A 13,539-nucleotide genomic window follows, 5' to 3' on the forward strand; every position below is an offset into this window, starting at 1 on the left:
GGAGGGGTACGTCACGGCCGGGAATGAGCCGCCACACCCGGGGTACGCTGACGCGCGTGCCGCCGTTGAATCTGGGCAAGCAGCAGCCGAAGACCCCGTTGAACGCCGACCTGGCCTGGCGCACGACCGCCGCCCGGGCGGCCGGAACAGTCCTCTTCTTCGACTTCGACGGCACGCTCGCGCCGGTCGACGACGACCCGACCGCCGTCCAGCCGGCGCCGAAGGTGCTGGCCGCCATCGAGGCGCTCGCCCCCGTCGTACGCCGGGTGGCGATCGTCTCCGCGCGCCCGGTCGAGTTCCTCCGTGACCACCTCGGCGGGCTCGCCGGAGTCGACCTCTACGGCCTGTACGGGTTGGAGCACAGCCACTCCGGCGGCGAGACGGTGACCGAGCCGGCCGCGCTGCCCTGGGTGCCCACCATGGCGGACGTCGCCGACCAGGCCCGTGCCGAGTTGCCCGCCGGTGCGCTGGTGGAGTACAAGCGGCTCTCGGTGGCGCTGCACTGGCGTACCGCCCCGCAGCTCGGGGCGACGGTGGAGGAGTGGGGCCGCGCCCGGGCCGAGCAGCTCGGCCTGCGGGTCCAGGCCGGTCGGATGGTCCTCGAGTTGAAACCTCCGGTCGACCGCGACAAGGGCATGGTCATCGACGAGCTGGTCCGGGACGCGGAGGGCGCCTGGTACTTCGGCGACGACGTCTCGGACATCAAGGCCTTCGCGGCGCTGCGCGCCCGCGCCGCCGCCGACCCGCACTTCTTTGGGGTCTGCGTCGCCGTGGCGAACCCGGAGACCGGTCAGGAGGTCGCCGACGCCGCCGACCTGACGATCGACTCCCCCGCCGCCCTCGGCGACTTCCTCACCGACGCCGTCCGCCGGATCACCTGACGTCCCGCCGCGCGAACGTCCGGCGGGCGCCGGGCCCGGGTTCAGGCGCCGAAGCGCCGCTGACGGTTGGCGTACGAGCGGAGCGCGCGGAGGAAGTCGACGCGGCGGAAATCCGGCCAGTTGAGCTCGCAGAAGTAGAACTCCGAGTGCACGGACTGCCAGAGCATGAAGCCCGAGAGGCGCTGCTCGCCGCTGGTCCGGATGATCAGATCCGGGTCGGGCAGGCCCCGGGTGTAGAGGTGCTCGGCGATGTGCTCGACGTCGAGCGCCTCGGCCAGCTGCTCGATGCTGGTGCCGGCCTTCGCGTGCTCGTGGAGCAGCGAGCGCACCGCGTCGGCGATCTCCCGCCGGCCGCCGTATCCGACCGCGATGTTGACCTGCGCGCCGCCGGTGCGCTCCCGGGTGCGCTCCTCGGCCGCCTTGAGCGCCGCCGCGTGGTGCGCCGGCAGCACGTCGAGAGCGCCGACCATGCGTAGCCGCCAGGGGTTGCCCTCCTCGGCCAGCTCGGTCGTCAGGTCCTCGATGATCTGGAGCAGCGGATCCAGCTGGGCGGCCGGCCGGGAGAGGTTGTCGGTGGAGAGCAGCCACAGCGTCACGTGCCCGACGCCGGCCGCGTCGCACCAGCGCAGCAGCTCCTTGATGCGCTCGGCGCCGACCCGGTGGCCGTCGTTCGGGTCGACGAAGCCCATCTCCTTGGCCCACCTGCGGTTGCCGTCGCACATGACGCCGACGTGCCGGGGCACCGGCTTGCCCGCGAGCTTGGCCGTGAGCCGGCGCTCGTACACCGAATAGACAAGATCCCGCAGAGTCATCACCTGCCAGGGTAGCGACCGGAGCGACGGATCAGGGGACGGGATGCCGTTCCGGCGTCACGAGGCCGCGGCCGATCAGGCCGAGCGTGCGGGCGTCCAGGCGGCCGTCACCGAGCCCCAGCTCGACCACCGTCCGGTAGACGCGGTCGTCCCGGGTGGCCGCCCGGACCGCCGCGTCCACGACGGGGCGCCGCCGGGCCAGCCAGGCCGCCACCGAGCTGTGCCGTAGGTGTACGCCGAGCCGGCGCCGCAGCGCCTCGGTGTACCGCCGGGCCGCGTGCTCCGGGGCGCCGGCGGCCGCCGCACCCGCCAGCGCCCCGGACAGCAGGGCGTAGAAGATCCCCTCCCCGGTGAACGGGTTGATCAGCGAGAGCGCGTCCCCGGCCAGCACCACCCGCCCCCGCCCCGGCGTGGGTCGACGGGTGGACAGCGGCAGATGGTGGGCACGCAGGTCGGTTACCGCGGCCGGGTCCGTGCCGGGCAGCAGCGCGCCGAGCCGCTCGACGAGGTGGGCACGGGTCAGCGGCTCGCCCCGCAGCACCTCCCCGTACCCGACGTTCGCGCGCCCGTCGCCGATCGGGAACGACCAGGCGTACGCCGGCCAGCGCGGCGCCGACGTGACGATGAGCTGTTCGGGCGGGCCGGGCAGCGCGGGCGCGTAGCCCCGCAGGGCCAGGGCCAGGTGGCGGTCCGGGTTCGGGCGGTGCCCGAGGGCGCGGCGGACGACGGAGCCGGCGCCGTCCGCGCCCACCACGGCACGCCCGGCGATCCGTCCGTCGAGCACCACCCGGTCGGAGCGCACCTCGACTCGGCGGACCGCGTGCCGGCGCAGCCGGGCGCCCGCCGCGACCGCCGCCGCGACCAGCCGGGCGTCGAAGACCGTCCGGGGCACGGTGTACGCCGGCCGGGGCAGCGCCCGCGCCACCGATCCGCCTCCCGGACCGACCAGGCGCAGCGCGGGCAGCGGCGCGTACCCGGCCACGGCGTCCGGCACGCCCAACTCGGCGAGCACGTCGAGCGCGTGGGCGGCGATACCGTCGCCGCAGGGCTTGTCCCGCGGGAAGTCGGACCTGTCCACCAGGAGCACGTGCGCTCCCGCACGCCGCGCCGCGAGGGCAGCGGCCGCCCCGGCCGGTCCCGCCCCGACCACCACCACGTCGAACTCGTCGTCCACGGCGCCCCTTCCGTGCCCGGCTCCCCACCGCCATCCTGCCCCGACGCACGGCACCACCGTCGATGCCGCACCGCACCGGCCACCCGAACCCTTCGGCCGGCAGGACACTGGGGACCGCCTTTGGAGGTGACTCGTCCACGACATCACGCCACCGCGCCGACCGAAACGCCCACACCGGCACGCCTCATGGCAGTGATCCGTCCACGACATCAGCTCCAAAGGACCGGATGTGCACATCCGCCCCCAGCGACGGTCGACAGCCGGATCGGTGCTAGCGGCGACCGGCCGGCCCCGGAGAGCGAGCGCTCCGCCGATGTCGCGGGCCGGTCGGTCAGGAGGCGCGCGTGCCGGAGTGTTCGGCCAGGGTGGCGCGGTGGAGGGCGTACAGGGTCAGGGCAGCGGCGGCGACCAGCGGGCCGCCGTCCCGGACCAGTCCGTCGACGCCCAGCAGCCACCAGCACAACGGCAGGTCGACGGCGAGGACGGCGAACGTGACCACGACGAGCAGCGTGCGGGCCCAGTGCATGCCGCGCAGCAGGAAGGCGGTGCAGAACAGCACCGCGTAGCTGGTGAGGATCCCCGCGGCGAACCAGAGCAGCACGGCGGGCATCGCCGCCAACCGGCCGTCGAGCACCGCACCGCACGCGACCAGGGCGGGGACGAGCATGAGCGGGCTGTAGGTGAACGCGGCCACCCGTCCGGTGAGCAGCCAGCCGCTGACCTCCGGCCGGCGCGGAGGGATCTCCCGCAGGCGGACGCCACGGCGGTCGACGACCAGCCGGGGCCGGTGTCGCACCAGGTGCCCGGCCAGCGCCGGCGAGCGGTACAGCAGCCACACGACCGCCGCGCAGAGCGTCGTGAGCAGCGCGAAGCCGAGCAGCCCGGGCAGTGCCGGCACGCCCTGCCGGGGCACGATCAGCCGTCCGACGGCGAAGACGGTGGTGACAGCGAGGATCAGCCCGAACGGTCGGGCGACGGTCCGGCCCCGCCGGACGTGCCCGATGAGCAGCAGGAAGCCGAGCGACCGCAGCAGCGCCCACCCGGTCCGGACGGCGAGACCGAAGCCCTGCTCCGGGGCGTACCAGAAATTGAGCAGCTCGACCACGACGGTCGCCGCCGCCGTCACGGCGAGCAGGGTGGTGAGCGCCCGGACGGCGGACGGCCGCCGGACCTCGGTGGTCTCGGCGGCCGTCCTCATGGGATCCGGTGGTGCCCCACGGGCGCGGGGATCACACCTACTTCTGCGGCTGTTCCGCGTCGAGGCGGGCGCGCAGCGCGTCCAGCTCGGCCCAGAGCACGCCGGGCAGCTTGTCACCGAACTTCTCGAACCACTCGGTGACCAGCGGCAGCTCGTCGCGCCACTCGTCGGGGTCGACCTTCAGGGCGATCCGGACGTCCTCCGGGGTCATGTCCAGGCCCTCGACGTCCAGCGCGTCCTGCGCCGGAACCATCCCGATCGGGGTCTCGACGGCCTCGGCGCCACCCTCGATCCGCTCGACGATCCACTTGAGCACGCGCGAGTTCTCGCCGAACCCGGGCCAGAGGAAGTTGCCCTCCGGGTCCTTGCGGAACCAGTTGACGTAGTAGATCTTGGGCAGCTTCGACTCGTCGCCGTCGGCGCCCTTGCCCATCTCGATCCAGTGCCGGAAGTAGTCACCGGCGTGGTAGCCGATGAACGGCAGCATGGCCATCGGGTCGCGGCGGACGACGCCGACCGCGCCGGACGCGGCGGCCGTGGTCTCCGAGGAGAGCGTCGCGCCCATGTAGACGCCGTGCACCCAGTCGCGCGCCTCGGTGACCAGCGGGACGGTGTCCCGGCGGCGGCCGCCGAACAGGATCGCGTCGATCGGCACGCCGTTCGGGTCGTAGTAGTCCTCGGCGAGGATGGGGCACTGGGTGATCGGGGTGCAGAACCGGCTGTTCGCGTGGGAGGAGAGGCTGTCGCTCTCCGGCGTCCAGTCGTTGCCCTTCCAGTCGATCAGGTGCGCCGGGGGCTCCCCCATGCCCTCCCACCAGATGTCCCCGTCGTCGGTCAGGGCCACGTTGGTGAAGACGGAGTTGCCCCGCTCCAGCGTCCGCATCGCGTTGGCGTTGGTCTTCCAGTCGGTGCCGGGCGCGACGCCGAACAGGCCGTACTCCGGGTTGATCGCGTAGAGGCGACCGTCCGGGCCGAACCGCATCCAGGCGATGTCGTCACCGATGGTCTCGACCTTCCAGCCCGGGATGGTCGGCTCAAGCATGGCGAGGTTGGTCTTGCCACACGCCGACGGGAAGGCGCCGGCGATGTGGTAGACCTTGCCCTCCGGCGACGTGATCTTGAGGATCAGCATGTGCTCGGCGAGCCAGCCCTCGTCGCGGCCCATCACGCTGGCGATACGCAGCGAGTAGCACTTCTTGCCGAGCAGCGAGTTGCCGCCGTAGCCGGAGCCGAAGGACCAGATCTCCCGGGTCTCCGGGAAGTGGGAGATGTACTTCGTCTCGTTGCACGGCCACGCCACGTCCTGCTGGCCGGGCGCGAGCGGGGCGCCGATCGAGTGCAGCGCGTGCACGAAGTCGGCGTCGTCGCCCATGGCCTCCAGGATCTTCGACCCCATCCGGGTCATGATCCGCATCGAGGCCACCACGTACGGGCTGTCGGTGATCTCGACGCCGAACATGGGGCTCTCGGCCTCGACCGGGCCCATGCAGAACGGGATGACGTACATGGTGCGCCCGCGCATGCAGCCGCGGTACAGCTGCGTCATCGTCCGCTTCATCTCCGCCGGCGCCATCCAGTTGTTGGTGGGGCCGGCGTCCGCCTCGTCGACGGAGCAGATGAAGGTGCGCTCCTCGACCCGGGCGACGTCCGTCGGGTCGGTACGCGCGTAGAACGAGTTTGGCTTCTTCTCCGGGTTGAGCCGGATCAGGGTGCCGGCGTCGACGAGCTCGTCGGTGAGACGACGCCACTCCTCGTCGGACCCGTCAACCCAGACGACCCGGTCGGGGGTGGTCAGTTCCGCGACCTCACGGACCCAGGCGAGCAGTTTGGGGTGGGACGTCGGGGCCTGATCGATACCCCGAACAGTGGCCGGAGCAACCATGACACATCTCCTTGTGGTCGACGCTGACCGGTCTATGGGATGCACGAGTCTTGACGGCGCTATGCGTCGCCTTCGTGGAAACCTGGGATTGGCCTCAGCGTAAACCGGGTTGCGTCGCCAGTCAGTGGGACTGGTTGTGAAGAACTGCACAAGGTACGGCCACGCTGCGGCATCACGAGCTGATACCCGCTTTCACGCGCAGTTTCACGCAAATCCTGCGGGGAACCTCGGAACGAGGGCCCGACGGAGACCAACCGCCGTCCGATGCCGAGGGTCGCCACCGGGGTTCGCGGAACGACCACCGCGCCGGCACCGGGCCGGTTACGCTCCGCTCATCGCCGTCGCCGCCAGCCACCCTGCTCGCCGTTGCTACCAGTACGGCGGGTCCACAGCCGGTAGGCTCGCGGAGTGGCCGCGACAATGATCGGGGGGCCGGGCTCCCGACAGACCGACCCGGGTCTGTTCCGCTCCCTGCTCGACCGGTTCGGTCACCTCGTCCAGGAGCTGAGCAAGTTCGCCACCGTGGGTGGGGTCGCCTTCCTGGTCGACCTCACCATCTTCAACTACCTCACGCTGGCCCTGGGCGTCGAGCCGGTGACCGCGCGGGTCATCTCCACCGTCATCGCCGCGACCGTCGCCTTCCTCGGCAACCGCTTCTGGACCTGGCGGCACCGCCAGCGCTCCAACCCGGCCCGCGAATACGCGCTCTTCTTCCTCTTCAACGGCGTGGGGCTGGCGATCGCGGTGTCCTGCATGGCGATCAGCCGCTACGGGCTGGGCAGCGTCTGGCCGGAGATCTTCCGGACGCCGCTGGCCGACAACATCTCCGGCTACATCGTCGGGACCGGGCTCGGGACGCTCTTCCGCTTCTGGTCCTACCGGCGGTTCGTCTTCCCGGAAGCGGGAACCCCGTCCGTTCGGGAAGTGACGCACGACCGACACGCGGCGTGACCTGGCGCCCATCCCGCCCGGCCGGGACGTTCCGGCCCTGTCAACTCTTCTAAGGTGTTCCGCATGCGTCTTGTCCGTCTCCTGCCTGAGCGCTGGCAGAAGTTCGTCCGCGAGGCGCTCAAATTCGGCGTCGTCGGGGGCGTCAACACCGTCATCAATTACGCGGTGTTCAATGCCCTGGCACTCACCGTTTTCCGGGACGGTCAGTTGAAGGCCACGGTCATCGCGACCGTCGTAGCCACGATCACGTCATATCTGATGAATCGTCACTGGACGTACCGTGACCGCCCAAAATCGGCGATGCGTCGCGAATACGCCCTGTTCTTCCTTTTCAACGGCGTCGGCCTCCTGATCGAACTGGGCGTGCTGGCCGCCGCCAAGTACGGCTTCGGAGTGACCAGCCTCCTCGCGCTGAACGTCGCCAAGACCTGCGGCGTCGGGCTCGCCACGCTCTTCCGCTTCTGGTCGTACCGGACGTTCGTCTTCCAACCTGCTCCCGCGCACGCGGCGGACACCTGGCACACCATCCCCCGGGACGAGTGGGACACGATGGCCGAGATGGACCCGGTGGCCGAGCTGGCGGAGTCCGTCTCCGAACTGGAGGAGGCCGAGCCGCCACCGGGCACCCGGCGGGCGGCCGGGACCCCGCTCCAGGGCCGGGGGATCCCGCAGGATGTCGGGCTCACCCTCGACCGGGAGCTGGAGGCGGAGCTCGCCGCCGAACTCCAGGCGAGCACCCGCCGGAGCCGCCAACCCTGACCGCGCGACGACGGCCGCGTCACCCCGTCGGGTGACGCGGCCGTTTCGCGTGGCCGTCAGCTCGGTTCGCGGAGCGGCTTGCCGTCCTGGACGTCGGCGAGCATGTCGCGCATCTCGGCGTCGCCCAGGGAGTGCTTGTCGTGGTGCGCCTCCACCAGCTCGTACAGCGTGGTCTGGACCCGCTCGACCTGCGGCACGTCGTGCAGCACCGACTGGCCGCGCTCGCCCGCCGACTCGATGGTGAGAGTGCCGCAACCGAACAGGCGCTCGCTGAACCGCTGGTTCATCGCGTGGTCGTTCACCCGGGTCAGGGGGATGTCCCGGCGGTCCCGGGAGAGCACACCCTGCTGGATGAGCACGCGCTCGTTCGTGAACAGGTAGTGGGTGGTGCGCCAGACCAGGAACGGCCAGAACGCGAACCAGAGCACCGCCAGCAGCGCCAGCCCGCCGATCACGGCCAGCGCCGCGGTCCCGCCTCCGCCCGACGGCAGCAGAATCAGGGCCGCCAGCACCGCGGCGACGGCGAGCACCACCACCGCCACCGGCCGGACCAGGGCCTTCCAATGCGGGTGCAGGTGCAGCACGACGTGCTCGTCCTCGGTGAGCACGTCCTCGGGAAACGCCACAGACACCTCCATGACCAGAACGGGACGCGCAGACGCTAACCGCTCGGACGCCGCCGGGGGATCAGCCGCGCGGACGCCGCGTCAGCGGAGGTGGAGGACGTCGCCTGCGGTCAGGCGGTGGTCGCCGTCGGGTGCGGTCACCACGAGGTGGCCGTCGGGGTCGACGCCGGTTGCGGTGCCGGTCAGTTCGCCGCCGCCGGGAAGCAGGACCCGCACCTGGCGGCCGACCGTGGCGCACGCGTCGAGGTAGGCGGCGTGCAGGCCGCTTTCGACGGCGCTGCCGCCGGCGGCACGCCAGCGGCCGTACCAGTCGGCGAGCGAGCGGAGCAGGGCGCGCAGCAGCGGATCCCGGTCGGTGGCGGCGGCACCGGCCAGTTGCAGCGAGGTGGCCGGCAGGCCGGTCGGGTTCTCCGGCAGCTCGTCGGCGCGGAGAGTGACGTTCAGGCCGATGCCAAGCACGACCGCCGGCGGCGCCGCCGGGGTCGCTCCGGTCACCGTCTCGGCGAGGATCCCGGCGCACTTCGCGTCGCCGAGGAGCAGGTCGTTCGGCCACTTCAGGGTGGCCTCCAGCTCGGCCAGCCGGGCCACCGCCTCGACCAGCGCGACGCCGGCGAGCAGGGGCAGCCATCCGTACGCCGACGAAGGCGCCGGCGGCCAGCCGCGGTCGGCGACGGCCTCGCCCGGCCGGAGCAGGACGCTCGTCGCGATGCCCGCCCGGGCCGGCGACTGCCAGGCGCGGCCCCGCCGCCCGCGGCCGGCGGTCTGCCGCTCCGCGACCACCACGAGGCCCTCCGGCTCGCCGGTGCGGGCCGCCTCCGCGACGTCGGCGTTGGTCGAGGCGGTCTCCGCGCGCAACTCCAGCCGGGCCCACGGGCCGTGCGGCGCGACCAGCGCCCGCCGCAGCCGCGCCGCCGACAACGGCGGGCGGTCCAGATCGGTGTACGGGGAGCCCGGCATCCCGCCAGCCTACGGGCCGCGCGGACGGAGGGTAGTGAGGTGTACTGCACAGCGGCATCCGCCTGAACCATCGTTATATTCCCTGGGTGACTACCGAGACCGGGATCAACATCCACAGCACCGCGGGCAAGCTGGCGGACCTGGAGCGTCGGGTCGACGAGGCGGTGCACGCCGGGTCGGCGCGCGCCGTGGAGAAGCAGCACGCGAGGGGCAAGAAGACCGCGCGCGAGCGGATCGAGATGCTGCTCGACGAGGGCTCCTTCGTCGAGCTGGACGAGCTGGCCCGACACCGGTCGACCAACTTCGGGCTGGAGAAGAGCCGCCCGTACGGCGACGGCGTGATCACCGGCTACGGCACCATCGACGGCCGCCAGGTGTGCGTCTTCGCGCAGGACTTCACGGTCTTCGGCGGCTCGCTCGGCGAGGTCTTCGGCGAGAAGATCGTCAAGGTGATGGACCTGGCCATGAAGATCGGCTGCCCCGTCATCGGCATCAACGACTCCGGCGGCGCCCGGATCCAGGAGGGCGTCGCCTCGCTCGGCCTCTACGGCGAGATCTTCTTCCGCAACGTCCGGGCGAGCGGCGTCATCCCGCAGATCTCGCTCATCATGGGCCCGTGCGCCGGCGGCGCGGTCTACTCCCCGGCGGTCACCGACTTCACGGTGATGGTCGACCAGACCTCCCACATGTTCATCACCGGCCCGGACGTCATCAAGACGGTCACCGGTGAGGACGTGGCGATGGAGGAGCTGGGCGGCGCCCGCACCCACAACTCGCGCAGCGGCAACGCGCACTACCTCGCCACCGACGAGGAGGACGCGATCGAGTACGTGAAGGCGCTGCTGTCGTACCTGCCGTCGAACAACCTCGACGAGCCGGTGGTCTACGACGCCCCCGTCGACCTCGACATCTCCGACGAGGACCGGGAGCTGGACACCCTGATCCCGGACTCGGCCAACCAGCCGTACGACATGCACCGCGTCATCGAGCACGTCCTCGACGACGGCGAGTTCCTCGAGGTGCAGCCGCTGTACGCGCAGAACCTCATCATCGGCTACGGCCGCGTCGAGGGGCGCCCGGTCGGCGTGGTCGCCAACCAGCCCATGCACTTCGCCGGGACGCTGGACATCGCCGCGTCCGAGAAGGCCGCCCGGTTCGTCCGCACCTGCGACGCGTTCAACATCCCGGTGCTGACCTTCGTGGACGTTCCCGGCTTCCTCCCCGGCACCGGCCAGGAGTGGGACGGCATCATCCGCCGCGGCGCGAAGCTCATCTACGCGTACGCCGAGGCGACCGTCCCGAAGGTCACCGTCATCACCCGCAAGGCCTACGGCGGGGCGTACGACGTCATGGGCTCCAAGCACCTCGGCGCGGACCTGAACTTCGCGTGGCCGACCGCCCAGATCGCGGTGATGGGCGCCCAGGGCGCGGTGAACATCCTCTACCGGCAGGAACTGGCCGCCGCCGAGGACCAGGCGGCGCTGCGCGCCGAGCTGATCACCGAGTACGAGGACACGCTCGCCAACCCGTACATCGCGGCGGAGCGCGGGTACGTCGACTCGGTCATCCCGCCGCACGAGACCCGGGCGCAGATCGTCCGCGCCCTGCGGGTGCTGCGCACCAAGCGCGAGACCCTCCCCCCGAAGAAGCACGGCAACATCCCGCTGTAGCCGGCGTGCCGCACGCTCGGCGCAAGATCCGCGCAACTTCGGGGGAAGAGTCCCCTCCCCGCACTGGGAGGCCACTCTTTCCCCGAAGTTGCTCGGGTCATCCGCAGGTCGTCAGCGAGGTTGTCAGCAGGGCGGGTTGGCGGCGACACACAGACGCCGGGCGGCAAGCGTGGCGAGGCGACGCAGATCCGGCTCCGTGCCGTCGCGGCCCTGGCTGAGCACCGTGACCAGGTCACCCACCCGGACCACCGCAACCGTCGTGGGCTTCGGCGCGGCACCGGCGAACTCGCCCGTCTCGAGGTTCCGCGCGCGGGTGACGGTGTGCCGCAGGAGCAGTGACTCGTCACCGGTGAAGTCACGCTCCACCGCCTCCCAGCTGTGGATGGCCTCGGCCTGGACGACCCGACTTCCCCACTGCGTCGGACCGACCGACCGCCACGCGACGCACGGCGCGATCAGGGTTCCCACGCTCTGGAAGAACCGTCCGGCCGCCTCCGGCGCCAACCGGTACACGTCCTGGCTGAGCAGCACATCGCTCGGGGGGTGGTCGAAGCCGGGCGGCCGTTGCCGGAGGAGCGTCTGGGATCGGGAGTACCGGGACGTCTCCCAGGCCGCCGTTCGGCCCTGCGACTCGTGGCAGACGAGCAACAGGTCGGCGACCCGGACCGGGGCCCCGATCTCGGCCTGAGTCAGTGGCGGGTCGGTCTCGACGCCCAGATCCCCCGGTTGCAGCAGCGTCTCCCAGGCGATCTCGTTGCGTACCGGCGTCGGAGTCGTCTCCATCGCGCTGGTGGTGGTCGGCGCGGGCACCAACCGACCGGCCAGCAGGGCGACGGTCGACGTGGTGGCCACCACGAGCACGGCCGCCACCAAAGTGGTACGCCGGTTGCGCCGTCGGGCACGCGCCCGGATCTCCGCGGGCTCCGGCCAGCGGACGTCGCTCAGGTCGCGCTGCACCCGCTCGACGAAGCTCATCTCGTCACGCATCGGCCACCTCCTCCAGGTCAGCGACGGCGAGCAGACCGGCCAGCGCGGCGCGTCCCCGCGAGAGCCGGGCCTTGACCGTGCCCACGGGCGCGTTGGTCTGCCGGGCGACCTCGGCGACCGGCAGACCAACGAGGTAGTGCAGCGCGATCGCGATCCGCTGCGCCTCGGGCAGCCGGCGCAGCGCCTCGACCACCTCGACCGTCTCGATGCCCGGGCCGGGAACGGTCTCCGACGCGCCGTGCCGCAGGTACGCCCGGGCGCGGCTACGCAGGCTGCGCCACCGGCTGACGGCGATCCGGCTGGCCACCACCCGTACCCACGCCTCCGGATCGTCGTACGCGCTCACCGTCGACCAGCGCTGCCACGCCCGGATGTAGGCCTCCTGCACGGCGTCCTGGGCTTCGGCGACGTCCCCGGTCAGCACGTAGACGAACCCGAGCAGCCGCTGCCGGCTGCCGCGGTAGAAGTCGTCGAAGCCCTCGGCGTCGGTCACCTCTGCTACCTCCCCGTGGTGGGTCGCAGAGGACACGCACCAGCGAACCCCGCCGGTTGCCGCGGAGCCCCCGCTTTCTCCCGCCGACCGACCGACGCCACCCGCGCCGCGCACGGACAGCCGCAGCGCCACCCGGACCGTACGGCGGAGCTCAGCCCAGCAGCCGCTCCAGGTCCACGCGCGGAAACGTGCCGGCCGGGATCCGTTCCCGCACGGCCCGCCGCATGCCGAGCTGCACGGCCGCGTTCACCGGGGTCGGCACGCCGTGCAGGCGGCCGAGCAGGACGATCTCACCGTTGAGGTGGTCGGCCTCGGCGGACCCGGCGCCCCGGGCGAGGCTCTGCCAGGTGGAGCTGCCGGACCGGTGCTCGCCGCCGACCGGCCGGTGCCCGACGAGGTCGCCCCGTTCGGCCACCTCCTCCGCCCGGTCGGTGTGCGGGATGCCGGCCGCCGCGAGCACGGCCTCGCCCTCGGCGCGTACCCGGTCCGACAGGTCGTCCGGGACGTCCGCACCGAGCAGCGCCTGGAGCCCGTTGCCGAGGTTGGCGAGGAGTTTGCCGTACTTCCACCGCATCACGTCGTCGCGGACCGGCGCGACGAAGCCGGCCGCGGTCAGGTCGGCGGCCACGGCCCGGTCGGTGTCGTCCGATCCGGACGGGTACCGCCCGAGGTGCAGCATCCCCGGGTGCGGGTGGCCGTTGGCGACGACGACGCCGGGTTCGAGGTGGGTCGCGGGGAGCCAGACGCAGACGGCGTGCACGGCGGCGAAGAGCCGGAGCGCGGCGGGCTCGTTGGCCACCCCGTTCTGCGCGGTGACCAGCGGTAGGCGCTCGGCCGCCGTCCCGCCGCCGGCGACCGGCGCGTCCGCCCAGGCGGCGAGCGCGGACGCGGTGTCCTGCGACTTCACGGTGAGGACGAGGACGGTGTCCGCCGGCAGTGGCCGCTCCCCCGGCCCGTCGACGGCCGGCCCGTGCCACGTCGTCTCCCCGTCCGGCCGACGCAGCGTCAGACCCCGTTCCCGGATGGCCGCCAGGTGCGCGCCACGGGCGGCCAGGGTCACGTCCCGCCCGGCTGCCCCGAGCTGCACGCCGATGGTTCCCCCGACCGCCCCCGCACCGATGATCACGTAACGCACGGCCCCATTCTGCC

General features: G+C 72.2%; 13 protein-coding genes and 1 pseudogene. 5 read left to right on the forward strand and 9 right to left on the reverse strand.

The window, feature by feature from the left end; all coding sequences use genetic code 11:
• The first annotated feature begins 56 nt into the window (after nucleotides 1-56).
• A complete protein-coding gene (gene otsB, locus ACN26Y_RS03590; protein WP_155328874.1) occupies nucleotides 57-881 on the forward strand; it encodes a trehalose-phosphatase in 825 nt (274 codons plus the stop codon).
• 41 nt (nucleotides 882-922) lie between these two features.
• On the opposite strand, the gene ACN26Y_RS03595 is transcribed toward otsB, so the two are convergent.
• The 4 genes from ACN26Y_RS03595 to ACN26Y_RS03610 form a co-directional block, all read right to left on the reverse strand.
• Nucleotides 923-1,693, reverse strand: coding sequence for an isoprenyl transferase (locus tag ACN26Y_RS03595; protein WP_155328875.1), 771 nt, complete (start codon nucleotides 1,691-1,693; stop codon nucleotides 923-925).
• Between the two features lie 31 nt (nucleotides 1,694-1,724).
• Nucleotides 1,725-2,867, reverse strand: a complete 1,143-nt coding sequence (locus ACN26Y_RS03600) for a geranylgeranyl reductase family protein (protein WP_230688860.1) — start codon at nucleotides 2,865-2,867, stop codon at nucleotides 1,725-1,727.
• A 331-nt stretch (nucleotides 2,868-3,198) separates the two neighbouring features.
• A complete protein-coding gene (locus tag ACN26Y_RS03605) occupies nucleotides 3,199-4,065 on the reverse strand; it encodes a hypothetical protein (protein WP_422734327.1) in 867 nt (288 codons plus the stop codon).
• A 37-nt stretch (nucleotides 4,066-4,102) separates the two neighbouring features.
• Nucleotides 4,103-5,947, reverse strand: a complete 1,845-nt coding sequence (locus tag ACN26Y_RS03610) for a phosphoenolpyruvate carboxykinase (GTP) (RefSeq protein WP_155328878.1) — start codon at nucleotides 5,945-5,947, stop codon at nucleotides 4,103-4,105.
• Nucleotides 5,948-6,083: 136 nt separating this feature from the next.
• Between ACN26Y_RS03610 and ACN26Y_RS03615 the strand changes: the two are divergent.
• The 3 genes and pseudogenes from ACN26Y_RS03615 to ACN26Y_RS03625 form a co-directional block, all read left to right on the forward strand.
• Nucleotides 6,084-6,168: pseudogene (locus tag ACN26Y_RS03615) on the forward strand (GtrA family protein); the annotation flags it as partial.
• Nucleotides 6,169-6,367: 199 nt separating this feature from the next.
• Nucleotides 6,368-6,898, forward strand: coding sequence for a GtrA family protein (locus ACN26Y_RS03620; RefSeq protein ID WP_155333915.1), 531 nt, complete (start codon nucleotides 6,368-6,370; stop codon nucleotides 6,896-6,898).
• A 63-nt stretch (nucleotides 6,899-6,961) separates the two neighbouring features.
• The gene (locus ACN26Y_RS03625) at nucleotides 6,962-7,657 is read left to right on the forward strand and encodes a GtrA family protein (protein WP_155328879.1); all 696 of its coding nucleotides are present in this window, start codon (nucleotides 6,962-6,964) and stop codon (nucleotides 7,655-7,657) included.
• A 56-nt stretch (nucleotides 7,658-7,713) separates the two neighbouring features.
• Here the strand turns inward: ACN26Y_RS03625 and ACN26Y_RS03630 are convergent, their stop codons facing one another.
• Both ACN26Y_RS03630 and ACN26Y_RS03635 read right to left on the reverse strand, forming a co-directional pair.
• Nucleotides 7,714-8,283, reverse strand: a complete 570-nt coding sequence (locus ACN26Y_RS03630; RefSeq protein WP_155333916.1) for a PH domain-containing protein — start codon at nucleotides 8,281-8,283, stop codon at nucleotides 7,714-7,716.
• 81 nt (nucleotides 8,284-8,364) lie between these two features.
• Nucleotides 8,365-9,240 (reverse strand): biotin--[acetyl-CoA-carboxylase] ligase, encoded by an 876-nt coding sequence (locus tag ACN26Y_RS03635; protein WP_155328880.1) that lies wholly within the window; start codon nucleotides 9,238-9,240, stop codon nucleotides 8,365-8,367.
• 86 nt (nucleotides 9,241-9,326) lie between these two features.
• On the opposite strand from ACN26Y_RS03635, the gene ACN26Y_RS03640 reads away from it, so the two are divergent.
• Nucleotides 9,327-10,910, forward strand: coding sequence for an acyl-CoA carboxylase subunit beta (locus ACN26Y_RS03640; RefSeq protein WP_155328881.1), 1,584 nt, complete (start codon nucleotides 9,327-9,329; stop codon nucleotides 10,908-10,910).
• Nucleotides 10,911-11,033: 123 nt separating this feature from the next.
• Here the strand turns inward: ACN26Y_RS03640 and ACN26Y_RS03645 are convergent, their stop codons facing one another.
• The 3 genes from ACN26Y_RS03645 to ACN26Y_RS03655 all read right to left on the reverse strand — a co-directional run bounded on the left by ACN26Y_RS03645 (nucleotide 11,034) and on the right by ACN26Y_RS03655 (nucleotide 13,525).
• Entirely contained in the window at nucleotides 11,034-11,897 is an 864-nt protein-coding gene (locus tag ACN26Y_RS03645; protein WP_155328882.1) for a hypothetical protein, read from the reverse strand.
• Nucleotides 11,890-12,390: a SigE family RNA polymerase sigma factor gene (locus ACN26Y_RS03650; RefSeq protein WP_155328883.1), complete on the reverse strand. Its 501-nt coding sequence runs from the start codon at nucleotides 12,388-12,390 to the stop codon at nucleotides 11,890-11,892. Before ACN26Y_RS03650 ends, ACN26Y_RS03645 begins: the two co-directional genes overlap by 8 nt.
• Before the next feature lie 151 nt (nucleotides 12,391-12,541).
• Nucleotides 12,542-13,525, reverse strand: coding sequence for a ketopantoate reductase family protein (locus tag ACN26Y_RS03655; RefSeq protein WP_155328884.1), 984 nt, complete (start codon nucleotides 13,523-13,525; stop codon nucleotides 12,542-12,544).
• Between the last annotated feature and the right edge of the window lie 14 nt (nucleotides 13,526-13,539).

Origin of the sequence: Micromonospora sp. WMMD558 (genome assembly GCF_049315255.1) — a bacterium.
In the GTDB taxonomy this organism is placed as follows: Bacteria; Actinomycetota; Actinomycetes; order Mycobacteriales; family Micromonosporaceae; genus Micromonospora.

Excerpts from the sequence above, each read along its gene's own strand:
- ACN26Y_RS03595 (WP_155328875.1), bottom strand. The coding sequence starts at position 1,693 with ATGACTCTGCGGGATCTTGTCTATTCGGTGTACGAGCGCCGGCTCACG.
- ACN26Y_RS03605 (WP_422734327.1), bottom strand. The coding sequence starts at position 4,065 with ATGAGGACGGCCGCCGAGACCACCGAGGTCCGGCGGCCGTCCGCCGTC.
- ACN26Y_RS03610 (WP_155328878.1), bottom strand. The coding sequence starts at position 5,947 with ATGGTTGCTCCGGCCACTGTTCGGGGTATCGATCAGGCCCCGACGTCC.
- ACN26Y_RS03620 (WP_155333915.1), top strand. The coding sequence starts at position 6,368 with ATGATCGGGGGGCCGGGCTCCCGACAGACCGACCCGGGTCTGTTCCGC.
- ACN26Y_RS03625 (WP_155328879.1), top strand. The coding sequence starts at position 6,962 with ATGCGTCTTGTCCGTCTCCTGCCTGAGCGCTGGCAGAAGTTCGTCCGC.
- ACN26Y_RS03635 (WP_155328880.1), bottom strand. The coding sequence starts at position 9,240 with ATGCCGGGCTCCCCGTACACCGATCTGGACCGCCCGCCGTTGTCGGCG.
- ACN26Y_RS03645 (WP_155328882.1), bottom strand. The coding sequence starts at position 11,897 with ATGCGTGACGAGATGAGCTTCGTCGAGCGGGTGCAGCGCGACCTGAGC.